We start from the raw sequence: 23,118 nt of genomic DNA, 5'->3' as shown, positions 1-23,118 counted from the left end.
TTTCTCGTATTTCAGGAGATGCCCAGATGGCTCCCAAGGTATTGATTTCAGACAAACTGTCTCCGGCCGCGGTGCAGATCTTCAAGGATCGCGGTATCGAGGCGGATTTCCTGCCCGATGTCGGCAAGGACAAGGAAAAGCTGCTGGAAATCATCGGCCAGTACGATGGTCTGGCTATTCGCTCCGCCACCAAGGTGACGGAAAAGATCATCGCCGCTGCCGGCAAGCTGAAGGTGATCGGTCGGGCCGGCATCGGCGTCGACAACGTCGATATCCCCAAAGCGACTGCCCGCGGCATCATCGTGATGAACACGCCGTTCGGCAATGCCATCACCACGGCGGAGCACGCGATTTCCATGATGATGTCGGTCACCCGCCAGATTCCCGCGGCCGACGCCTCTACCCAGGCCGGAAAGTGGGAAAAGTCGCGTTTCATGGGCCGTGAAATCACCGGCAAGACGCTGGGGCTGGTTGGCTGCGGAAACATTGGCTCCATCGTCGCGGACAGAGCTATCGGTCTGAAGATGAAGGTTATCGCCTTCGATCCCTTCCTGACGCCGGAACGGGCGCTGGCCCTCGGGGTTGAGAAAGTGGAACTGGACGAGCTTCTCAGCCGATCCGATGTCATCACGCTGCATACGCCACTGACCGACAAGACCCGCAATATCATCAATGCGGATGCCATTGCGAAGATGCGCAAGGGCTCCTATCTGATCAATTGCGCTCGCGGCGGTCTTGCCGACGAGGCGGCCGTGAGGGCCGCGCTCGACGCGGGCCAACTGGCCGGTGCCGCCTTCGACGTGTTTGTCGACGAGCCGGCGAAGGACAACTTGCTCTTCGGTGCACCGAACTTCGTTTCCACGCCGCATCTCGGCGCTTCGACCTCCGAAGCCCAGGAAAATGTCGCCCTGCAGGTTGCCGAACAGATGTGCGACTATCTTGTCGATGGCGCCGTCCGCAACGCGCTCAACATGCCGTCGATCTCGGCGGAGGAAGCCCCGAAGCTTTCGCCTTTCGTGCGGCTTGCCGAACAGCTCGGTTCCTTTGCCGGGCAACTGACGGAAACCGGGATCGAAGGTGTGCGGCTGGAGTATGCCGGCGCTGTGGCGGAGATGAATGTCCAGGCGCTGACGGCGGCGGCGATCACCGGGCTGCTGACACCGCTTCTCCAGACGGTCAACATGGTCTCCGCGCCTATTCTGGCAAAGGAACGCGGCATCAAGGTTGAGGAAACCCGGCGGGAAAAGCAGGGAGCCTACGAGACCTATATCCGGCTTACGGTGTTTACGGAGCGCCAGGAAAGGTCCGTTGCGGGGACGGTCTTCGGAGATGGCAAGCCGCGGATCATTCAGGTGAAGGGCATCAACATGGAAGCCGAACTCGGCCACCACATGCTCTATATCACCAACGAGGACAAACCCGGCTTCATCGGGCATCTGGGCATGGAACTCGGTTCGAGCGGCGTCAACATCGCCACCTTCAATCTCGGCCGGTCGGCTCCGGGCGAGGACGCGATCTGCCTCGTCGAAGTGGACGGACAGGTTCCGAACGAGGTCATGGCCCGGCTGGAAGCAGTGTCTCACGTCAAGCAGGTAAAGTCGCTGACGTTCTGACGCTAGAAGAGAGATGTAACAGGGTTTTCCGATTTCACCCCGGCATCTCAGGAAGGGCCCCCGGAGAGACAATTATCTCTGCGGGGGGCCTTTCTGTTCCTTTCACGCCTGAACCTTGCGCCGCAGGATGCGGCCGTCCAGAACGATGAGGCCCACCAGCAATACGGCGAAGCCGGCGAGTTGGATGGCGTCGAGCTTTTCTCCCAGAATGAGCCATCCCAGAAACAGGGCGCTTGCCGGGACGAGCAGCGTGACAAGAGAGGCATTGGTGGCGCCGGCCTCTGCCAAGAGCTGGAAATAGATCAGATAGGCAATGGCCGTTGCCACCAGGCCGAGGGCCGCGACGTTCATCCAGACGACAGGGCAGACTTCGACCGGAGACCAGCCGGAGCTTGTGAGAAGCGCAACGGGCAGCATGATCGCGCTGGAGCCCAGGAGCTGCCCGGTCGCGGAGACTTGCGGCGGCAGGGATTTGAACCGCCGGGCAAAGGTGGCGGCGCACGCATAGGACACAGCTGCCCCCAGGCAACAGAGCTGAGCCCAGACCGGATCCGTCGCAAGGCCGGAGAGACTGCCCGACAGCATGACCGCGACACCCGCGATGCCCAGCACCACGCCGGCAATCCGATGCGCCTGAAGCGTTTCCTGTTTCACCAGTACCCCTGCCACAAGCACGGTGAAGATGGGGGTGGTGGCATTGAGGATCGATGCCAGGCCCGCGCCGATCACGGTCTGTCCGAGGAACAGGAGCGAGAAGGGGATGGCGTTGTTCAGCAGTCCCATGACGAGGAAGGGCACCACAAGGCGGAGTTCCAGCCGTGCCAGGAGGTTCCGGTGCCAGAGGTAGACAAGCAGGGCGGCGCAGGCGATGGAGACCCTGAAGAAGACCAGCACAAAAGGCGGAATCTCGGCTACGGCCACCTTGGCGAACAGGAAGGATCCTCCCCAGATGACGCCGAGAACACTCAACAAAATCCAGTTTCGCAAAGTCATCTGATGATCTCGCAGGCCGATGAATGATAACCCGGCCTATCACGCAGATCCCTGACGGCCTACCCGAAATGCGATTTGTCGCGTCTCGCGGTTCTTCCTGCCGTCGCAGCTGAAAAGCGCAATCTTGCAGAAGCGCTACGGGGTGTCTCGAAAACGCCAGGGAGAGTAATATGAATGCGGCCCGGAAAAGATTTGGCCGCAGCGTCATAATTTCCCCTCCGAGACTCGCGTGAGCCCGGAATCCTGTCTATAGTCCGCGCCGTTTGCCCCGGTCCGTTTGCCGGGGCTTGGCATGTTGGCATCCGGGTTGCGGCCCGGGGTTCGGAAAGCTGCTTCAGGAGAGCAAAGATTAGATGGCGAATGTGGTTGTTGTCGGTTCGCAATGGGGTGACGAGGGCAAAGGCAAGATTGTCGACTGGCTGTCGGAACAGGCAGATGTCATCGTAAGGTTCCAGGGCGGGCACAACGCAGGGCATACGCTGGTCATTGACGGCGTGAGCTACAAGCTTTCCCTTCTGCCGTCCGGCGTGGCGCGGGAAGGCAAGCTGTCGATCATCGGCAATGGCGTCGTCCTCGATCCGCATGCGCTTGCCGAGGAAGTCGAACGCCTCGGGCAGCAGGGTGTCGTCGTCACTCCCGACAGCCTGCGTGTTGCCGAAAATGTCACGCTGATCCTGTCGCTGCATCGCGAACTGGACGCCTTGCGTGAGAATTCCAACACCGGCACGCGGATCGGGACGACCAAACGCGGCATCGGACCCGCCTATGAAGACAAGGTCGGCCGCAGGGCCATCCGGCTGATGGACCTGAAAAACCTGACGACCCTGCCGGCAAAGATCGACCGTCTGCTAACCCATCACAACGCACTGCGCCGCGGTCTTGGCCAGGACGAGATTTCCGCCCAGGCGATTTATGACGAACTGGCCAGTGTCGCGGACAAGGTTCTGCCCTACATGGACAAGGTCTGGTACCTGCTGGACGATCTGCGCCGCCAGGGCAAGCGGATCCTGTTCGAAGGAGCGCAAGGTGCGCTTCTGGATATCGACCATGGCACCTACCCCTTCGTGACATCTTCCAACACGGTAGCCGGACAGGCCGCCACGGGGTGTGGTCTCGGTCCCAACTCGATCGGCTATGTGCTCGGCATCACCAAGGCCTATACGACGCGCGTCGGGGAGGGGCCCTTTCCGACGGAACAACAGAATGAAGTCGGTGAGTTTCTCGGAACCCGCGGTCATGAATTCGGCACGGTCACCGGCCGTCGCCGGCGTTGTGGCTGGTTCGACGCGGTCCTGGTGCGCCAGACCGTCAGCACATCCGGCATCAGCGGTATCGCACTGACCAAGCTGGACGTCCTCGACGGTCTGGATGAGATCAAGATCTGCATCGGCTACGAGCTGGATGGCGAACGGATCGACTACCTGCCGGCCTCGCAGGGCGCGCAGGAGCGGGTGGTTCCGATCTACGAAAGCCTGCCGGGCTGGAAGGAATCGACCGAAGGAGCACGGACCTGGGCCGATCTGCCGGCACAGGCGATCAAATATGTGCGCCATGTCGAGGAACTGATCGGTGCGCCGGTCGCGATCCTGTCGACCAGTCCGGAGCGAGATGACACAATTCTTGTGCAGAATCCTTTCCAGGATTGAGATCGCTGTCGGTAACTGCCCATTATTAAGGGAGGGTTGGGGCATTTCATGTTCGCTACAATGTGGACAGGATGATCCAACCCTTTAAAATTGATCGACTTTCCGCTTTCATGTGAGGTGCCAATGACAGCGGGTCGATCCGGAGCGTTGCGAATCACCAAGTGCTCCACCAAGTCGTCTCACGTGCGCGTTCGTGCGTTGAGCCTGTTGTTACGTATTAGGAAGAAGGTACTGTAGGGTTCGTATGGGAGCGGGATATTTGAAGAAATAGCATCGGTCTTCAAAAACTTGCTATAAGCCTGACAATAATCTGAGAACTCCGGCGCCTGGAAATTCGGAAGTCCGAAAAAACAGCGCAACGGAAATTCAGGCCCGCACATATGAGATCCCGGCAGTTCGCCGGTAGGCAGGAAGATGGCTGATTACTATTCAATTCTGAAGAAAACGATCGCGTCCTTGCCGGAAAGCAACGGCGCGGCCCGCAGAAGCGTATACAGCCGGGCGCGCACCGCCATTGTCAATCAGTTGAAAGCCTACGAACCGCCGCTTTCTCCTTCCGAAATCACGGCGGAACAGTTGCGCCTGGAAGAATCGATCCGCAAGGTCGAGGCGGAAGCCGCCCGCGAAAGTCTCGGCCTCGGGCCTGCGGTCCCCAAAACGGGAACTCCGGCTGCACAGCCAGCTGCCCCGGCGGCGGCGCCTGTCGACCAGGCGGCCGACCCGGCAACGTCTGAGGCGGCCGCGCAAGCCGCCCCGGTCGAGCATGCTCCTGCCCCGGCGCCTCCCGAGGCGGAAATGCCTTCGCCGCTGAAAGATACCCTGTCGGAAGCGCAGTCTCTTGGAACCGCGGCCAATCAGGCTGTTCAGAATGCGAAGGACGCTGTCGATCCGGCACAGGATCAGCAGAGCCTTCAAAGTGCCTCTTCGGAGCGGAAAGAACCGGCCTTCGATGACCGGTCTGCGGCGGATGAGGGACTTTTCGAACCGGCCGGCAATGACGAGCAGTCAGCTTATGACGGCGTGGATGAGGCACCTTCCAAAGGCCGGGAGGGAACGAGCGGCCGCACCAGGCGGGGTCGGCCAAGTGCCTCGGCTGCACTGCGGGAAGGTGGGGGCAGTCGCACCATTCCTTTCGCGATTGCCGGTGTTGTGTTTTTGCTGCTCGTCGGAGCGGGCGTGTATTTTTTCCTTCCTTCCGACAACAAGCTTGCCGACGGTGGCACCGGGACGGCCACCGCTCCGGCCGAAACCGCATCCGCGCCAGCGGTTGCTACGGAAGAACAGATCGCGGCTCCCGCGGAAACTCCGGAAGATGTGGACACCTCCAAAAACACGGACAGGCTGCTGAACGGCGGTGAAGCGGAAGTGGTCGCGCCGGATGCGCGCACCGTCACTACCACGACAATCAACCCAGAGGAACCATCTGCCTCTGGGGCTGACGGAACTCCGGTCGCGGGCAATGTGGAAAGCGAACCGGCCTCGGTCGCGCCGCTTGCGCCCGAAACGCCTTTGAACCCGATTGATACGCCCGCGATCGTCGGTGAACCCGCAGCGGTTCCGCAGGACAATCTGGCTGCGATTGCCCCTGAAGAGGCAACCCCCTCCGAAGCCACCGAAGGTCTCGATCCCGGTGTTCAGAGATCCATCCTCTACGAGGAGGGTGAAGAGGCCGGCGGCGCGGGCACAGCAGCGCAGGGTGCCGTGGTCTGGAGTGTTGAAGAAGAGACGGATCTCGACGGCAGGGCTCAAGCTGTCTTGAGTGCATCGGTGGAAATTCCCGAGCGGGATGTGAAAGTCGATATCCGGATCAAGCCGAATGACGACACCTCTCTTCCGGCAAGTCATCTTGTGGAAATAAAATACGAATTTCCGGAGACTTTCGCCGCGGGCGACGTCGTCAACGTTCCAGGCCTTGTCATGAAACCAACAGAAGAAGCGCGGGGCGATGCTTTGATCGGTGCGTCCGTCAAGGTTTCTCCCGGGTTCTTCTGGATCGCGCTTTCCAGTTTGCCGAACGAACAGCAACGCAATCTGGCTCTGTTGCGGGAACGTGGTTGGATCGATATCCCGATGCTCTACGAAAACGGCAAGCGCGGTATCCTGACCCTTGAAAAAGGTAGCGACGGGGAAGAAGCCGTCGAAAAGGCTGTTTCTGCCTGGCAGGCCGGCTGACCGACACGCAGCCCGCATAATCTTCAAAAGCTGACACGTGACGGCTTGCCTTTTTCAATTGAAGAAGGCATGTTCCGTCTTGGTCCGAGGGGTGCTCCGGTGACCGGAGCTGAGATGGTGTTGAGCCGAACCCTTAGAACCTGATCCGGGTCATGCCGGCGAAGGGACGGAATCCTTAGCCTTATCCCGGATCTCCAATGTCAATTTCGGCTTGTCCGAAGACGGGAGATCCTATGCGTTGTTGCCTGCCATTGCGGCGGCTTCTGTGTGTGCAGAGACCGCTCGCCAGTATGATCGCCCCGGAACGGCTCCCCATGGCCGGAGGGGTGTGATGAAGGCATTTCTGGCTGTCTTGCTGAAGTTTTTCACAGGTGTTGCCGTGACATTCGGCATCTGGGCGCTGCTGGTTGCCGTGCTGCAGCCGCCGTCCTTCATGCTGCCTGCTCCTGCCGAGGTCTTGCTGGCTTTTCCCGAACACGCCGGTTTCCTGCTGCATCATGCAGGCATCACCGCCTATGAGACCGTGCTCGGCTTTACGCTCGGGGTCATGTCAGGCGCCCTGCTGGCTCTGTCCGTCTGGCTGTTTCCGCTGGCCGGCCGGGTGATCATGCCGCCCGTTCTCGTCACCCAGGCATTGCCGGTTTTCGCCATCGCTCCGGTTCTGGTGCTCTGGCTCGGATTCGGCATGTCCTCCAAGATCGTCATGGCCATTCTGGTGATCTTCTTCACGGTCACTTCAACGGTCTACGACGGCCTGAGGCGGCTCGATACCGGGCTTGCCGACCTGGCCCGGCTCTACAGGGTGCCCCGGCACCGCGAGCTTTGGGTCTTTCGGATCCCCGCAGCCCTGCCGGCCTTCGCTTCCGGGCTTCGTGTCGCCGCCGTTTTCGCTCCCATGGGAGCCGTCATCGGTGAATGGGCAGGCGCCAAGGGCGGGCTGGCCTTCATCATGCTGCAGGCCAATGCCCGCGGGAACGCGGACATGCTGTTCGCAGCGGTCATCCTGCTCGCCCTGATGGTGCTGGCCATGCGCTACGCCGTCGAACAACTCACCCGAATTCTGGTTCCCTGGCAGGTCGAAGACTGACCGCCTCACTTTGGAGGATTGAATGAAAAAAACGCTCCTTTCCCTGACCCTTACCGCCGGATTGCTCGCAAGCGCACCGGTACAGGCAGCCGAGAAACTGACCGTTCTTCTGGACTGGTTCACCAATCCGGACCACGCGCCGGTGATCACCGCGCAAACGAAGGGTTTTTTCGAAGCTGAAGGCCTGGAAGTGGAACTGATCGAACCGGCGGACCCGGCCATGCCTCCGAAACTCGTGGCGGCAGGGCAGGGGGATATCGCCGTCTCCTATCAGCCGACGCTGCATGCGCATATCGAGGAAGGCTTGCCGCTGTCCTGGATAGGGACGCTTGTCGCGACGCCTCTTAACAGTCTGATCGTTCTCAAAGACGGGCCGATCAAGGAACTGTCGGACCTGAAGGGCAAGACCGTCGGCTTTTCCGTTTCCGGGTTCGAGGACGCCATGCTTGGCCAGATGCTGAAATCGGTCGACCTGACGATGGACGACATCGAGCTCATCAACGTAAACTTTGCCCTTTCCCCGGCGCTGATGTCCGGTCAGGTCGATGCGGTGATCGGTGGATACCGCAATTTCGAACTGACCCAGATCGAGATCGAGGGCAGGGAAGGAAAGGCGTTCTTCCCCGAAGAGAATGGCGTTCCGGCATTCGACGAGCTGATCTATGTGGTGAACAAGGACCAGACGGACGATCCGCGCTTTGCGAAGTTCCTGGCGGCGGTCGAGGCAGCGACCATCTATCTGACCAACCATCCGGACGACGCGTGGGATGCCTTCATCGAAGCCTATCCGCATCTCAATGACGAACTCAACAAGCGCGCCTGGGCAGACACGCTACCGCGCTTTGCCAAACGCCCCGCGGCCCTCGACGCGGGCCGCTACCAGCGGTTCGCGGAATTCATGGCCGAAGCGGGTCTGATCAGCAAGGTGGTTCCCGTGGAGACCTACGCGGTGGAGATCAGGTAGTTTTCGCTCTGTCTGGCCGCATTTGAGTTTGCTGCCCATAACCAGAGCGGAGATGATCCGCGCCTTGCAAACAAAACGCCGGAGCAATTGCCCCGGCGTTTTTGTGTTTCCGTTCTCGAAGTCCGTTCAGGCAGCTGGCTGTTCCATGGACCGGGCACTGTTGCGCACGGCTTTCTGGACCTTCTCGAAGGCGCGAACCTCGATCTGGCGGACGCGTTCGCGGCTGACGCCGAATTCGCCGGACAGATCCTCGAGGGTCATCGGGTCCTCCGACAGGCGGCGGGCCTCGAAGATACGGCGCTCGCGGTCGTTCAGGACATCCATGGCATCGCTCAGCAGCCTGCGGCGCATGTCCAGTTCTTCCTGATTCGCGAGCAGGGTTTCCTGGCTCTCGCTTTCATCCACAAGCCAATCCTGCCATTCACCGGCGTCGGCTTCGGCGCGCACCGGTGCGTTCAGGCTGGCATCGCCGCCAAGGCGGCGGTTCATGGAGATGACTTCTTCCTCGGAAACGCCGAGGCGGGTGGCGATTTCAGCCACCTGATCGGGTTTCAGATCTCCCTCATCCAACGCCTGGATCTTGCCTTTCAGCCGGCGCAGGTTGAAGAAAAGACGTTTCTGGTTCGCGGTCGTACCCATTTTGACGAGCGACCAGGAACGCAGGATGTATTCTTGGATCGCGGCCTTGATCCACCACATTGCATAGGTGGCGAGCCGGAAGCCCTTGTCGGGTTCGAAGCGCTTGACCGCCTGCATCAGACCGACGTTGCCTTCGGAGACGACTTCGCCGATCGGCAGCCCGTAGCCACGGTAACCCATGGCGATCTTTGCGACGAGACGTAGATGTGAATTGACGAGACGCTCCGCCGCGGCCGGATCCTCATGCTCCTTGTAGCGCTTGGCGAGCATGTACTCTTCCTGCGGCTGAAGCATCGGGAATTTACGGATCTCATCCAGATAACGGCTGAGCCCGCCTTCACCGGCGGTGAGCATCGGTACATTCTGGGCCATGGAAGCACCCCCTTTCGTCAGTCGCGTCCGTTTTTCCCGACTGCTCCGCAGATCCACGCAAGCAAGCCATTGAAGGAAAAAGATGGACGCAGGTTCGTGTCCTTTCAGGCACACAAGAACCCTTAATATAGGTGGGAATTAGCCGATTGCATGGCAGCAAAACGAAAACGCTTGCTAAAATTCTCTCAAACCCGACAAAAGTTTTGCGAAATCATCCGGGTAAACGCTCTCGAAACGCAAAGTTTTGCCGTTGACCGGGTGTTCGAAGGCCAGCAGGCCGGCGTGCAGCGCCTGCCTGCGAAATCCGTCGATGAGACCCTTGAGGGGCTCGTCCAGGCGGTTGGATTTGGTCTTGTAACCCGAGCCATAATCGCTGTCGCCGATCAGCGGATGGCCGATATGGGCCATGTGAACGCGGATCTGATGCGTGCGGCCGGTTTCCAGGCGGCACTCCATCAGCGAGGCGAGGGGTGGCTGGTCGGCCCGGGCGAAGCGTTCCTTGACCTGCCAATGGGTGATGGCGTTGCGGCCACCGGTCTTCATCACCGCGATTTTCTGCCGATTGGTGTGCGAACGGGCGAGATTGGCGTCGATCGTGCCTTTCAGATTGAACGGCGCACCCCAGACGAGGGCGGAATAAGCCCGCTCGAGGGGGCCGCTGCGGCCGTGGTCGGCAAACTGGGCCGCAAGCCCCTGATGCGCCTGGTCGCTCTTGGCAACGACGAGCAGGCCCGATGTGTCCTTGTCGATCCTGTGGACAATGCCCGGGCGCCGGATGCCGCCGATGCCCGACAGGCTGTCTCCGCAATGATGGATCAGCGCGTTGACGAGAGTGCCGGTCCAGTTGCCTGCTCCCGGATGGACCACCAGTCCGGCGGGCTTGTCGATGACGATCAGGTGTTCGTCCTCGAAAACCACTGAAATCGGAATATCCTCGCCCTTGGGTTCGGGATCTTCAGGTTCCGGCAATTTGAGCGTAAGCGCGTCACCTTCATTGACCCGGTATTTCGGCTCAACTACTTTCGCGCCGCCGACGGTAACGTCCCCTGATTTGATCAGGGTCTGTATTCTGTTCCGGCTAAGGGCGTCCAGACTGGCCGCCAGGACCGCATCCAGCCGCTTTCCGGCATCGGCTGCATCAACCGTCACGCTGAAATCCGCGTCCAGACCGGCCGGATCTTCATGGGAAATATCTGTCATGTCACAACCTGATTATCGGGGCGAAGGGCCGGATGAGGCACCGCTCGATCCGGCTGCCCTCCGCGTCCAGGCCAAACTGAAGCGCCTGTTGCTCGGATCGTCCCTGGTGATGGTCGCCGGGTTTGTCGCTGTCTTTGCAGCAATCGTTTACAAGATCAACACTTATGAAGCCGATCCGTCCGGGGCGGCGTTTGCGGAAACACTCTCCGTAGCCCCGGGAACAGAGATTCTTCAGGCAACCCTGTCAGACGGAATGTTGCTTGTTCTGGCGCGTGAAGAGGGCAGAAACGTGCTGCTGCGCTTCGATTCCGTATCGGGAAAACAACTTGGCCGTACCGTGTTCGTTGCAAGGTAAGTAACAGCGAACCGGCTTCGGCCGGGAAAACGCAAAAAAGAGGTTGCGCCGTTCGCTGCGCCGCCTTATACGCACCTCCTCGGCTTGAGGCAGTGTCCTCAAAATCGTCAGAGCGTCCTGTGTGAGTTCACTCGCAGGCTGGATGTTCGAGTACCGCGCGCCCATCGTCTAGCGGTCTAGGACGCCGCCCTTTCACGGCGGAAACACGGGTTCGAGTCCCGTTGGGCGTACCATACTGCTGCCTCGGACATGAGAGCGCCGTTCCCGGCCGCGGCTGCTGCGGACACATCATCGAAATGAAGACCGTCCAAGAGTGCCGTGAACGTATCGTTCTGCGCAAATGGTTTGAGGCATATGGCTCTGGCTCGACGCGGACCATGCCCTCTCAACGGCTTATGCTGCAGCACCCGTATGCTGGCGCTCCCGACGCACTCAGCCCGAGCAGCAATGCTTCATAGTCATATGTCAGGTCTGACATCCCGTCGGAGCACGCTTCGGTGTAACGGACGATGACCGTCAGGGAATAAGCGCCGTCAGCACTGCCCAGATAGTGTCCCCAAAGGTCTGACCGTCCAATGCCGGGCGCAAGGCGCAAGTAGTCAAGCTCGATTGGGCTTTCCAGGTCCGGTGAAAGGAACGTGCTGGCGTTTTCGTCGATTGCAACGTTCCAGAACGGTTCCGTTCCAGCGCATTGCAACGCTTCGGGACGCTCCAGCAGCATGTTTGCGGGTTTCAGGTAACGCGCGTTCACCCATCCCACGGTGCCGTTGTACTTGATTTCACGCCACTTCGCGTCGCCGATTGCCACCGAAATTCCCGTAACCATGACATCAGAGGCGTCGTGCGGAATTGTTCCAATGATGGCAGAGCTGCCGACATCCAGTGTCTGATCGATATCTTCCCGGATATTGAGGACACTGTGCGCGTTTAGTCCCGATACGGAATGAGGTTGCGACCATGCGGGCGGGGCGACCAGATGTGTTGCCAAGATGGCCGCCAGGAAGATGGCTGCCAGCAAGAGCTTGCGGAAACCTTTTTCCCGAAAAGATCTCCGGAATTGCCGATGGCTTTCAAGGCGCATCTCTTGACCTTTCGATCCCGAATTGCCAGCCGAAGAAGCAGCGTGCTCGCCATTTCCCATACCAGCTATCGCTGGTCATGTGCCGGTTTTTCGGCGTCCTGCCGCCCGGTCTGGATCAGCTCCACTTCCGCTTCGGCGGCTATCTGCACGAAACCGGGATTGGGGCAGTGGTCGGTGACGAATGTATCGACCTGGGAGAGATGGGCGACCCGGACAGGCGCCGTGCGTTCGAACTTGGTGCTGTCGGCGGCCAGGATCACGTGGCGGGCATTGTCCATGATCGTCTTGGTGACCTTCACCTCGCGGTAGTCATAATCGAGCAAGGAGCCGTCCGGATCGATGGCCGAAGAGCCGATGACGGCAAAATCAACCTTGAACTGGCGCATGAAATCGACGGCTGCTTCGCCGACGATGCCACCGTCCGAGTGTCTGAGGACGCCGCCGGCTATCACCACCTCGATCTGCGTATAGCCGCGCATCAGACTGGCGACATTGATGTTGTTGGTGATGACCATCAATCCGCGGTGCTGCAGTAGCGCCTGGGCGACGGCCTCTGTCGTGGTGCCGATGTTGATGAAGATGGATGCGTTGTCGGGAATAAGCGCGGCGACGCTCTCGCCGATATCTGCCTTTTCCTTGCTGGATATGATCCTGCGCGCTTCATAGCCGACGTTCTCGATGCCGGAAGACAGCAGCGCTCCACCATGAGTTCTGGCCAGCAGACGCCTGTCGCACAGCTCATTCAGATCCTTGCGAATAGTCTGCGGGCTGACGTCGAACCGCCGTGCAAGATCGTCGACGCTGACGCGGCCCATTTGCCGGGCCAGTTCCAGAATCGCATTGTGGCGTTCGATCAACATCTATCTCTGGCTCATCAGCATCAGGCTGTCATCGCGTCCGCAAGCTTCTTTGTATCTTTCGCCTCTGGTTCCAGAGCGTCGATCAAGCCACGTCTTTCTTGCTCTGTTTCGAGGATTTGGCTTTACCGCCCGCTTCCGGGCCGTGTCTTGGAGCGCTTGTTGCTGGAGCGGGGACTCCTGGCTGATCTGCCGCCGCTTCAGGCGGCGTATCCTTGCCGCGCTGGGATGCGACGATGCGGCTGACAAGTGCCTGAGCGGCAGAAGCTATCTCCGCGGTTTTTGCTGGTGACTGGCTTTCGGCAGGTTTTCCAGCCTGGGCGGGCTGAGACCCGTCGGCATCCGGCTTGCTGCCGTTGACGCCGACACTGGACGAGGTGGTGATTGTGTAGGTTTGCGCCGGTTTTGTGAGGCTGCCGGACTGAGGTGCGGCCTGCTGCGGCTTGGTGGTTACCGGATCGCTTCCGGTGGCTTCGGAAGCAGGAGCAACCGAAACAGCCTGTGCGGCGGAAAGCCTGGAAGCGAGCGCCCGGAAGTCCTTGCGCAGATCGACAAGCGCCGGGACCGCAGCGAGATCTTTCTGAAGCTTGGCCATCTGGCCGGACATGCGCTCCAGGGACCTTTCTCTTGCTCTCAGTTCGGCCTGCTGACGCAAGTTCTCGCCGGTGACCTTCTCAATTTGCGCACTCAAGCGTTTCTGCTGTTCCGTTTCGCTGACATTTGCGGATTCCAGCAACATCGACAGCCGGGTCACCTCCGCTTGCGCGGAAACATATTGCGATTCCATATCGACAAGCTGGCCCTCAAGTTCGCCGAGGCGGGACTTGGCGGCCTTGTCGCGGGAGGCTTCCAGTTCACCGGCAACGGTGGGTTCATATCTCGACAGCTTTGCCTTCAAGGTGGCGACCTCGGCCTCCAGGCCGGTGATGGTTGTAAGGGCCATGGTGTCGGCCGCCGGGAGCCAGTCGGTGTCGTCCTTTTCGGAAGCGGTCTTTTCTTCCGGTGTTTCGACCCAGCTCTCCGCCAGGGCTTTTTCGGCATTGGACAGTTCGAGTTTGAGCCTTTTCACTTCTTCCGTGAGCAAGTCGGTTGCCTGCCGGTCGCCCTGCATCGCCGCGATCTGCGTCTCAAGCTCTGCAATCCGCGAGGCATGGGCTTTCGTCTGAGTTTCGATTTCCAGCTTCACGCTGGAGGCTTCCAGCTGAAATCTCGCGGCTTTTTCCCGTTCCGCGTCCAGCTGGCGTTCAACGCGGCGGAACTCGACCGCGTGTCTTGCTCTTTCCTGATCCTGTGCCGCCCTGACTTCGGCGTAGCTCGAGGGGTTCACGGCGCGCAAGGCTTCTTCGGTGAGGCGGGCTGCCCGGCGATAAAAGGCAGGCAGGATTGCGAGGCCGATCAGACCGGCCGTGCAAAACCCGAGTGCCACATACATCGCTGCTTCGATCAAGTCAGGCTCCTGCTCGCGTTTTCAAACGCCACCCTTCCATCATTAGACGACAGGACGCCTGTCGCCAAGTATACTCAAATCAAAGTGTTAAACGTGGTGTATATGGTCCGCCGTGTCTGTGACCCAGAGCACTTTATACAGTGTGGGGAAATACCCTGGGGCGTAAACTCATAAATTAAGACGAAATGGCATGGGAAATGGCGAAACCCCTTTAGGACGCGTGCGATGAGCGGGCTTCGTGCCCGGTCAGGCACGCTGACGACACGGGGTGAAGCCATTTTCATCTCCATTTACGAGTTTACGCCCTAGAACGGATTCCACGTCGGTTTTTCGGTAAATTTCAAATATCCCATATTCACGCCGAGGCGCGCGCCGACGCCGGCCCGGACCGGGACCAGAACCATCTCGTCTCTCAAAAGCACCGTCATGCCGACGCCGCCGACAAGGTACGCGGACCCGTTGAGCCCGGCGAACCGTGCATAGATCGAATTCACCGAGGGAAGATTGTAGACCAGCATCATGACGCGGGCACCGTCGGCGCCGAAATCCCAACCGACGGAGGGGCCTTGCCAGAACACCTTATGAGTTCCGGCATTGCGGGTATAAAGATGGCCTTCACCGTAGCGCGCGCCGGCCACGAAAGCGCCCGCGCCTTCTTCGCCGAGAATGTAGCCGTTCGGCTCGCCGTAACTTGAAAAGGCCTTTTCCACGACCGAAGCCAGTCCGCCGGACACGGATCCGAAGAATTTGTGCCCGGTCTTCATGATCTCGTCTTCGCCGTAGGTCTGGTCAGGCGGGATCGGTTCGTTACCGGAGGTCTGGGCGAGTGCCTGTTGGACGCCGGTCTGGAAAACCAGGCACAGAAGCACCGCGGAAATCAGGGACGCCACTCGGAGGGAACCTTGCGCCATTCGAAAAATCTCCTCGTCACAAACCCGACCGCGCTCAAAATTGCCGTTTGGCGAAGCCGCGATGCTAAACTGACGTTACCTCATGCTGATTCGCATGTGTCCATGCACCTTACATAAGCCGAATCGATGAAAAGCTGGCCTGAAAAAAAGACATGGATGTGTCTTTCCCTGGTATTGACGCTTCATCTGTGTGTTTTTGCAGGTGACAGTCTTGCCCGTCCCCAGGTTTTTGTCCCCGACACGATCAGCGGATATGCGATCGGCGGGCATGACCCGCTGAGTTATTTCGTCGACAATCGCCCGCGCCAGGGGAACCGCCGTTACGAGTTCAAATGGGGCGGTGCCGAATGGATCTTCGTCAACGAAGGCAATCTCGCCGCCTTTAAACGCGATCCGGAGGCCTATGCACCGCTTTTTGCCGGATGTGGCGGCTATGCGCTGTCCGAAGGGTTCGCGTCAGCCGGCAACCCGTTCATTTACGCGATCGTGGAGAACAAGCTCGTGTTCTTCCACTCCGTCGTCAACCGGTTCCTGTTTCTGGTCAACGGCACGCAGCTGATGAAAGCTGCCGAAGAAAACGCGCAAAAGGTCGGCTGCGTTCCTGTGCCTTAGGGAAAGGACTGATGAAATTTTGTTTTCAGGCCGTTCAGAAAAGATTTGGATCCAATGCGTGAAAGCGCAGGAAACCTGTCAGGTTTTCTGGAAATTGCACCGGCGGAGGCAGCCGCGTTCTGAACGATCCGAAGGACACCAACGCGGCGGCGAAGAGCCGCGTCGAAGCATTTGCGCCGTGCAGAAGCAAGGTTCTTCAGGCTTTTCCTCACCCGTCTTTACCGGGGTGACGCCTGAAAGTGCAATTTTCTGAGGCCGTACCCTGGGCCAGTCCATCAGACGTCAGGACAACTGTCTTTCGACGCCGCAGCGACAACTTTCATCTGGAAGATCCCGCGCGCCCCGTAACCGCGCCTTGGCACGGGCTTGCCGGATGTGTAAATCTTTAGCTGAATATCGCGAATCATGTCCTTGCCGGGATTTTCAAGAAGAGCTTCATACCGTCATGTCCGCACTTAAAGAGCTATCGTCCCTGGACCTTGCCGCACTGGTGGCAAGCCGCGTTTGCCACGACATCATCAGCCCTGTCGGCGCAATCACCAATGGACTGGAGGTTCTCGACGAAGAGGGCTCCGAGGACATGCACGAGTTTGCGATGGACCTGATCCGCAAGAGCGCGCGTCAGGCCTCGGCGAAACTGCAGTTCGCGCGGCTGGCTTTCGGAGCCGCCGGTTCGGCGGGCGCGGAAATCGATCTCGGCGACGCGCAGGTTGTTGCAACCGGATTCATGGAAAATGAGAAATCCGACCTGACCTGGCAAATCGACCGGCATCTCATGCCAAAGAACTACGTCAAGCTTCTGCTCAATCTGATCCTGATCGCCAATCAATGCGTTCCGCGCGGCGGAGAGATCAAGGTGACCATGGATGGCGAGCCGAAGGCGCCGTCGTTCACGCTCCATGCAAGCGGTCTCAACCCGCGCATACCGCTCGGGATGAAGGAAACTTTGAGCGGAGAAGAACCGGAAAGAGTTGATGCGCATTCCGTGCAGCCGATCTACACGTTGCTGCTTGCGCGTGAATCCAGCATGGTATTAACGATAGACAAACAAGAAGAATTGGTAAAAATTACAGCGTTTTTGACAGAATAGAGATGTTGAATAAAAGTTTCGACGTGTTTCAGCGTATCTTAACTGTTTGCCCCCAACCTGCTCTCATGGACTTCTCGGTCCAGACATCCTTTTCGGGATGCGGAACCAGTAACAAGTCGGGTGAGAGCGGGCAATGGATGACCTCCTCAGGGAATTTATTACCGAGACCAATGAAAGTCTCGATGTTGTTGACGTAGAGCTCGTAAAGTTCGAGCAGGAACCCAACAACGCTACGATTCTAGATAACATTTTCCGTCTGGTGCATACGATCAAGGGCACCTGCGGATTCCTGGGCCTTCCAAGGCTTGAAGGGATTGCACATGCTGCGGAAACGCTCATGGGCAAGTTTCGTGACGGCGCGCCCGTCACTCAGGAAGCCGTGTCGCTCATTCTGATCTCGATCGACCAGATCAAGGCCATTCTCGGTGAGCTTGAGGCCGGTGAAGGTGACGAACCTGCCGGTGATGACAGCGAACTGATCTCCAAGCTCGAAGCGATGTCAGCCAAGGCGGATGCCGCTATGGCCGGCGAAAGCGCCGAAGCGGAGGTTGCTGAAGCAGCTCCGGCGGAAGCTGAAGCTCCTGCTGCTGCCGAACAGGAAATCGAACGGGCCCTGCGTCCCGGTGAGGTTTCGCTCGACGAACTGGAGCGGGCGTTCCGCGAAACGGAAATCGAAGTCGAAACTGCCGAAGAGGAAGTTTCTCAAGCGCCGGAAGCTGCCGCAGAGGCTGAAAAGCCTGAGCCGGTGGAAGAACCCGCGCCTGAGCCTGCTGCTGAAGTGAAGAGCGAAGCGAAGGCTCCGGCGCCGAAAAAACCCGACAGCGAGAACACCGAGAAGAAGGCCTCCGGCGGCGGAGTTTCCAACAAGAGCATTCGCGTCGCGGTCGATACACTCGAACATCTGATGACGATGGTGTCCGAGCTGGTTCTGACCCGCAACCAGCTTCTGGAAATCGTGCGCCGTCACGAAGACAGCGAATTCAAGGTACCGCTTCAGCGCCTTTCCAATGTAACTGCCGAGTTGCAGGAAGGCGTCATGGCGACCCGGATGCAGCCGATCGGCAATGCGTGGCAGAAGCTGCCGCGTATCGTTCGTGACCTCAGCCAGGAACTTGAGAAGCCGATCGAACTTGAAATGATCGGTGCGGATACCGAACTGGACCGCCAGGTCCTTGAGATGATCAAGGATCCGCTCACCCACATGGTCCGGAACTCCGCCGACCATGGGCTTGAAGGTCCCGAGGCGCGTCGCGCTGCCGGCAAGGCAGACAAGGGTACGATCACCCTCGCCGCGTATCACGAAGGTGGCCACATCATCATCGAAGTCCGCGACGATGGCGCAGGCATCGATGTCGAGAAGGTGAAGTCAAAGGTTGTGGAGCGTGGCCTGGCCACGGAAGCCGACGTCGAGAAGATGACGGACGCCCAGATCCACAAGTTCATCTTTGCGGCCGGCTTCTCCACTGCCGCCCAGGTGACCAGCGTGTCCGGCCGCGGTGTCGGCATGGACGTGGTGCGGAACAATATCGAACTGATCGGCGGTACGGTCGATCTGCGCTCGGCGCCGGGCAAGGGTTCGAGCTTCATCATCAAGATCCCGCTGACGCTGGCCATCGTTTCGACGCTGATCGTCGAAGCCGGCGGCGACCGGTTCGCGATCCCCCAGCTTTCGGTTGTCGAACTGGTGCGTGTTCAGACCAATTCGGAACACAGGATCGAGCGGATCAAGAACACTCCGGTCCTGCGCCTGCGCAACAAACTGCTGCCGCTGGTGCCCCTCTCCCAACTGCTCGGTATCTACGAAGGCGAGCACGAGGAAGAGGCAATCGAATCGGACAACGGTTTCATTGTCGTCATGCAGGTCGGCAGCCAGACATTCGGTGTTGTCGTAGACGGTGTCTTCCATACGGAAGAAATCGTGGTCAAGCCGATGTCGACCATGCTGCGCAATCTCGGCATGTTCTCCGGAAACACCATTTTGGGTGACGGCTCGGTTATCATGATCATCGATCCGAACGGCATTGCCAGTGCCATGGCGAGCCACGCATCCAGCTCGGTCGCGGAAAACGAGGAAGACGAACAGGAAAGTCTGCAGGGCAAGGCGACTTCCGGACAAAGTTCGATCTCGCTTCTGCTGTTCCGCGCAGGTGCACCGGAACCGAAAGCCGTGCCGCTTTCGCTGGTCACGCGCCTGGAGGAATTCGAGGTATCGAAAATCGAGCGGTCCAACGGACGCGATCTCGTCCAGTACCGCGGAGCGCTCATGCCGCTCGTCTATGTCAACGAGGGCGACCGCCACAAAATCGAAGGCACGCAGCCCATGCTGGTCTTCTCCGATGCCGGTCGTTCAATGGGCCTCGTGGTCGACGAGATCGTCGATATCGTCGAGGACCGCATGAATATCGAAGTCGGGTCGGAACGGCCCGGTGTTCTCGGCTCTGCCATCGTCAAGGAACGGGCGACCGAAATCATCGATCTGGGCTTCTATCTGCCTCAGGCATTCGAAGACTGGTTCATGCGCAAGGAAATGGACATCGCGTCCCTGACGAAAAAGGTACTCTTCGTCGACGACTCGTCCTTCTTCCGCAACATGCTGACGCCGGTGCTGAAAGCCGCCGGTTACGACGTGACCACCTGTATCGGTCCGCAGCAGGCTCTGGACCTTCTGGAAAACGGCGACACGTTCCATGCGATCGTCAGCGACATCGAAATGCCGGAGATCAACGGGTTCGAGTTCTGTGAATCGCTGCGCCGCGATCCGCGGTTCCGCCAAATTCCGATCCTCGCGCTGTCATCGATGGTCACACCCGCTTCGATCGAACGTGGCCGCCAGGCGGGCTTTGACGACTATGTCGCGAAGTTCGACCGTCCGGGCCTGATCGCCGCTCTGAAAGATGTCTTCTCCGGTGAAATGGGAGCTGCAGCATGAATGTGATGGAACACAAACTCAACGCGGATCAAAATGCTGCCGATGACATGATCCAGTATGTGACTGTCGTGATCGGAGGCCAGCTCTTCGGCCTCCCGATCTCCCAGGTCCATGACGTGTTCGTGCCCGAAAGCGTGACCCGCGTGCCGATGTCCGCTCCTGAAGTTCAGGGCGTGTTGAACTTGCGCGGACGCATCGTCACCGCGATCAACATGCGGCGCCGTCTCCACCTGCCTCCTCTGAAGGACGGGCAGATGATGGCTGTCGGAATTGAATACAAGCAAGAGAGCTACGGTCTGGTCATCGATACTGTCGGAGAAGTTCTGACATTGTCGTCCTCTTCGGAAGAGCCAAACCCGTCAAACCTGGATCGCCGCTGGGCGGAAATTTCAGGCGGTGTGCATCGTCTGGATGGCAAGCTGATGGTGATTCTGGACGTCGACCGCCTTCTCGGTTCCATGTTCACAGAACCCATGGTTGCGGCATAAGCAGGCCGGAAGCGGCCCTCGATTGGAGTTACGCCTGATGAAACAGTGCCTTGTAGTCGATGACTCAAGCGTTATCCGTAAGGTCGCCCGTCGGATCCTTGAGGATCTGCAGTTCGAGATCACCGAAGCCGAAGACGGCCAGCAGGCTCTCGATGAATGCAGGAAAACCATGCCCGACGCGATCCTTCTGGACTGGAACATGCCGGTCATGGACGGTCTGGAATTTCTGACCAGCCTGAGGGCCGAAGACGGAGGTGAAAGCCCCGTCGTCGTTTTCTGCACGACAGAAAACGACGTGGCGCACATCGCCCGGGCCATTCGGGCAGGTGCCAACGAATACATCATGAAACCCTTCGACCGGGAAATCGTCGAAGCCAAGTTTCAGGAAGTTGGTCTTATCTAGTCTCCAGTTGGGCGATCTCAATGGCATTTGCGCAAAGAATTTCTGCCGGCGCCAGCATCGGCAGCGATCCTATCAAGGTGATGGTGGTCGATGACGCCGTGGTGATCCGCGGCCTGCTGACACGGTGGCTTGGAGAGGACAAGGATCTCAAGGTTGTCGGGTCGCACAGAAACGGCAAACTGGCGGTGGAAGATATCGAAAAAAGCGATCCGGATGTGGTCGTGCTCGATATCGAAATGCCGGAAATGGACGGCATGACCGCGTTGCCGCTTATGCTGGCCAAGAAACGCGACCTCATCGTTATCATGGCGTCGACGCTGACCCGCCGGAATGCGGAAGTCAGCCTAAAGGCCCTGTCTCTGGGTGCGTCCGATTATGTGCCCAAGCCGGAATCCACTTCCGAGGTGACGACATCGGTCGATTTCCGTCGCGAACTCGTGGAAAAGGTCAAGGCGCTCGGAGCACGGGCCCAGCGGATGCGGGGCCCGGTACGCACGATGCGCGCCGCAACCAGCGCAGGGCAGGTCTCGCATCCGGCAGCGCCGGTCACACCGCGGCCGACGACAGATACGCGGGCAAGCTTCCGTGGCGCCGCACAGCCGGCTGCCGCCGCAGCGAAGACGCTCCAGACACGGCCCTATTCTTCGGCCCGGCCGAGGATACTGGCCATTGGCTCGTCAACCGGCGGACCTCAGGCTCTGCAGGAAGTGATGAAGGAAGTAGGTACGTCAATGAATGAAGTGCCGGTTGTCGTCACGCAGCATATGCCGCCGACTTTCACCGCGATTCTTGCCGAGCACCTCGGCAAAGCTGCCCTGCGTCCTTCGAAGGAAGGCGAGGACGGTGACGTTCTTCAGGCGGGCACCATCTATGTGGCGCCTGGCGGCAAGCACATGATCCTGGAAAAAGACGGCGGCGATGTGAAGATTCGCTTGACCGACGGAGCTCCGGTGAACTTCTGCAAACCTGCCGTCGATCCGCTGTTCGACAGCGTGGCCAAAGCTTACGGGTCCGCGTGTCTCGGGGTCATTCTGACCGGAATGGGTCACGACGGTGCGGAGGGTGTCAAAACCATCACCAAAGGTGGTGGCAGCGTCATCACGCAAGACGAGGCAACCAGCGTCGTCTGGGGTATGCCTGGTGCAGCCGCGCAAACAGGAATGTGCAGCGATATACTGCCATTGAAAGATATCGGGCCGAAAATCGGACGCGTATTGAAGGGGAATACGAGATGACCCCTGTTGAGTTCGACTTTCTGAGAAACTTTCTGAAGACCCGCTCCGGTCTGGTGCTGTCGCTTGACAAGCAGTATCTGGTGGAAAGCCGGCTTCTGCCGGTTGCGCGCAATTCGAAGCTGGAAACCCTGAGCGCGGTCATACAGGCCCTCAAGCGCGGCGGGAACCGGCAGCTCGAAACGGACGTGATCGAGGCAATGACGACAAATGAGTCGTTCTTCTTTCGCGACAAGACGCCGTTCGACAACTTCCGGGACACCATGCTTCCGGCGCTTCTGCAAAGCCGTTCCAGCTTCAAGCAGCTCAAGATCTGGTGCGCGGCTGCGTCCAGCGGTCAGGAGCCCTATTCACTCGGGATCTGCCTGAAGGAAGAGGCAGCCAAGATGCCGGGCTGGAGGACGCGGATCCTGGGGACCGACCTTTCCCTTGAAGTGCTGGAAAAGGCGAAAGCCGGTTTATACAGCCAGTTCGAGGTACAGCGCGGTCTGCCGATCCAGCTGCTGCTGAAATATTTCGAACAGAAGGGCGAGATGTGGCAGATCGATGCCGGTTTGCGGTCAATGATCGAGTGGAAAAAGCTCAATCTGCTGGACAGCTTCTCCCAATTGGGTGAGTTCGACATCGTATTCTGCCGCAACGTACTGATCTATTTCGATCAGGCCACCAAGTCGGATATCCTGGCGCGGTTAGCGAAATCGGTTCCGGAGGATGGATATCTGGTCCTGGGGGCGGCTGAGACAGTCGTCGGTCTGACCGAGGCGTTCAAGCCGGTTCCGGGCAAGCGTGGTCTGTTCCAGAAGAAAGCGGCGGCCCAGTCGGCAACCGGATCGGGTTCTGGCGTGCGGTTGGTTGCCGGTGGTGCGGTCGGACTGCGGAGGTAGTCCCTTCGCTCCCGAGAAAAAGACAAAAGGCGGCTGGTGCCGCCTTTTTTTATTTTCACGCGATCGTGACCAGGTAGCCTGTCGCCGTCTTCTCGGGTAAGCTATTCTGATCATTCGTGAAAATCTCGCGTTCGGCTATCTCT

The 23,118-nt window shown here is 59.2% G+C and carries 20 protein-coding genes, 1 tRNA gene and 1 riboswitch; of the genes, 14 read left to right on the top strand and 7 right to left on the bottom strand.

Annotated elements, in window-relative coordinates; genetic code table 11:
- The first annotated feature begins 26 nt into the window (after positions 1-26).
- Positions 27-1,613, top strand: a complete 1,587-nt coding sequence (serA, locus tag OA90_RS02165) for a phosphoglycerate dehydrogenase (protein ID WP_068406374.1) — start codon at positions 27-29, stop codon at positions 1,611-1,613.
- Positions 1,614-1,715: 102 nt separating this feature from the next.
- Here serA and OA90_RS02160 read toward each other — a convergent pair whose 3' ends face one another.
- Entirely contained in the window at positions 1,716-2,606 is an 891-nt protein-coding gene (locus OA90_RS02160; protein ID WP_068406371.1) for a DMT family transporter, read from the bottom strand.
- Positions 2,607-2,959: 353 nt separating this feature from the next.
- Between OA90_RS02160 and OA90_RS02155 the strand changes: the two genes are divergently transcribed.
- From OA90_RS02155 to OA90_RS02140, 4 genes are all read left to right on the top strand, one after another.
- Positions 2,960-4,252, top strand: a complete 1,293-nt coding sequence (locus tag OA90_RS02155) for an adenylosuccinate synthase (RefSeq protein WP_068406369.1) — start codon at positions 2,960-2,962, stop codon at positions 4,250-4,252.
- A gap of 414 nt (positions 4,253-4,666) precedes the next feature.
- On the top strand, positions 4,667-6,424 hold the full coding sequence (locus OA90_RS02150) for a hypothetical protein (protein WP_068406367.1): 1,758 nt from the start codon (positions 4,667-4,669) through the stop codon (positions 6,422-6,424).
- Between the two features lie 77 nt (positions 6,425-6,501).
- Positions 6,502-6,608, top strand: a riboswitch (TPP riboswitch).
- A 147-nt stretch (positions 6,609-6,755) separates the two neighbouring features.
- Positions 6,756-7,511, top strand: a complete 756-nt coding sequence (locus OA90_RS02145; RefSeq protein WP_068406362.1) for an ABC transporter permease — start codon at positions 6,756-6,758, stop codon at positions 7,509-7,511.
- A gap of 22 nt (positions 7,512-7,533) precedes the next feature.
- Entirely contained in the window at positions 7,534-8,475 is a 942-nt protein-coding gene (locus tag OA90_RS02140; protein ID WP_068406359.1) for an ABC transporter substrate-binding protein, read from the top strand.
- A gap of 126 nt (positions 8,476-8,601) precedes the next feature.
- Here the strand turns inward: OA90_RS02140 and rpoH are convergent, their stop codons facing one another.
- Positions 8,602-9,486: an RNA polymerase sigma factor RpoH gene (rpoH, locus tag OA90_RS02135; protein ID WP_068406358.1), complete on the bottom strand. Its 885-nt coding sequence runs from the start codon at positions 9,484-9,486 to the stop codon at positions 8,602-8,604.
- 174 nt (positions 9,487-9,660) lie between these two features.
- On the bottom strand, positions 9,661-10,686 hold the full coding sequence (locus tag OA90_RS02130) for an RluA family pseudouridine synthase (RefSeq protein WP_068406357.1): 1,026 nt from the start codon (positions 10,684-10,686) through the stop codon (positions 9,661-9,663).
- Here OA90_RS02130 and OA90_RS02125 point away from each other — a divergent pair.
- Both OA90_RS02125 and OA90_RS02120 read left to right on the top strand, forming a co-directional pair.
- Positions 10,685-11,041, top strand: a complete 357-nt coding sequence (locus OA90_RS02125; RefSeq protein ID WP_068406355.1) for a hypothetical protein — start codon at positions 10,685-10,687, stop codon at positions 11,039-11,041. The two genes, OA90_RS02130 and OA90_RS02125, sit on opposite strands and share 2 nt — an antisense overlap.
- A gap of 157 nt (positions 11,042-11,198) precedes the next feature.
- Positions 11,199-11,274, top strand: a tRNA-Glu gene (locus OA90_RS02120).
- Between the two features lie 152 nt (positions 11,275-11,426).
- Here OA90_RS02120 and OA90_RS02115 read toward each other — a convergent pair.
- The 4 genes from OA90_RS02115 to OA90_RS02100 all read right to left on the bottom strand — a co-directional run bounded on the left by OA90_RS02115 (position 11,427) and on the right by OA90_RS02100 (position 15,337).
- A complete protein-coding gene (locus OA90_RS02115) occupies positions 11,427-12,029 on the bottom strand; it encodes a hypothetical protein (RefSeq protein ID WP_156510353.1) in 603 nt (200 codons plus the stop codon).
- A gap of 158 nt (positions 12,030-12,187) precedes the next feature.
- Positions 12,188-12,982, bottom strand: coding sequence for a DeoR/GlpR family DNA-binding transcription regulator (locus tag OA90_RS02110; RefSeq protein ID WP_068406350.1), 795 nt, complete (start codon positions 12,980-12,982; stop codon positions 12,188-12,190).
- 82 nt (positions 12,983-13,064) lie between these two features.
- Complete coding sequence (locus tag OA90_RS02105; protein WP_156510352.1) at positions 13,065-14,426, bottom strand: hypothetical protein; 1,362 nt, start codon at positions 14,424-14,426, stop codon at positions 13,065-13,067.
- Positions 14,427-14,731: 305 nt separating this feature from the next.
- Positions 14,732-15,337, bottom strand: a complete 606-nt coding sequence (locus tag OA90_RS02100; protein ID WP_082836786.1) for a DUF1134 domain-containing protein — start codon at positions 15,335-15,337, stop codon at positions 14,732-14,734.
- A 156-nt stretch (positions 15,338-15,493) separates the two neighbouring features.
- Between OA90_RS02100 and OA90_RS02095 the strand changes: the two genes are divergently transcribed.
- The 7 genes from OA90_RS02095 (at position 15,494) to OA90_RS02065 (ending at position 22,975) form a co-directional block, all read left to right on the top strand.
- The gene (locus tag OA90_RS02095; protein WP_068406339.1) at positions 15,494-15,949 is read left to right on the top strand and encodes a YHS domain-containing (seleno)protein; all 456 of its coding nucleotides are present in this window, start codon (positions 15,494-15,496) and stop codon (positions 15,947-15,949) included.
- Between the two features lie 445 nt (positions 15,950-16,394).
- Positions 16,395-17,039: a histidine phosphotransferase family protein gene (locus OA90_RS02090; protein ID WP_068406336.1), complete on the top strand. Its 645-nt coding sequence runs from the start codon at positions 16,395-16,397 to the stop codon at positions 17,037-17,039.
- A gap of 133 nt (positions 17,040-17,172) precedes the next feature.
- Positions 17,173-19,968 carry a hybrid sensor histidine kinase/response regulator gene (locus OA90_RS02085; protein WP_068406333.1) on the top strand — a complete coding sequence of 932 codons (2,796 nt, stop codon included), beginning with the start codon at positions 17,173-17,175 and terminating at the stop codon, positions 19,966-19,968.
- Entirely contained in the window at positions 19,965-20,456 is a 492-nt protein-coding gene (locus OA90_RS02080) for a chemotaxis protein CheW (RefSeq protein ID WP_156510351.1), read from the top strand. Before OA90_RS02085 ends, OA90_RS02080 begins: the two co-directional genes overlap by 4 nt.
- A 37-nt stretch (positions 20,457-20,493) precedes the next feature.
- A complete protein-coding gene (locus OA90_RS02075) occupies positions 20,494-20,859 on the top strand; it encodes a response regulator (RefSeq protein ID WP_068406330.1) in 366 nt (121 codons plus the stop codon).
- Positions 20,860-20,873: 14 nt separating this feature from the next.
- On the top strand, positions 20,874-22,094 hold the full coding sequence (locus OA90_RS02070; protein ID WP_068406327.1) for a chemotaxis response regulator protein-glutamate methylesterase: 1,221 nt from the start codon (positions 20,874-20,876) through the stop codon (positions 22,092-22,094).
- Positions 22,091-22,975, top strand: a complete 885-nt coding sequence (locus tag OA90_RS02065) for a protein-glutamate O-methyltransferase CheR (RefSeq protein WP_068406324.1) — start codon at positions 22,091-22,093, stop codon at positions 22,973-22,975. The genes OA90_RS02070 and OA90_RS02065 overlap by 4 nt, the downstream gene beginning before the upstream one ends.
- Positions 22,976-23,118 lie beyond the last annotated feature (143 nt).

The sequence above is a fragment of the Labrenzia sp. OB1 genome (genome assembly GCF_001624695.1).
Classification (GTDB): domain Bacteria; phylum Pseudomonadota; class Alphaproteobacteria; order Rhizobiales; family Stappiaceae; genus Roseibium.
Note: the sequence above shows the minus strand (reverse complement) of the source record. Positions and strands in the feature narration are given on the sequence as shown.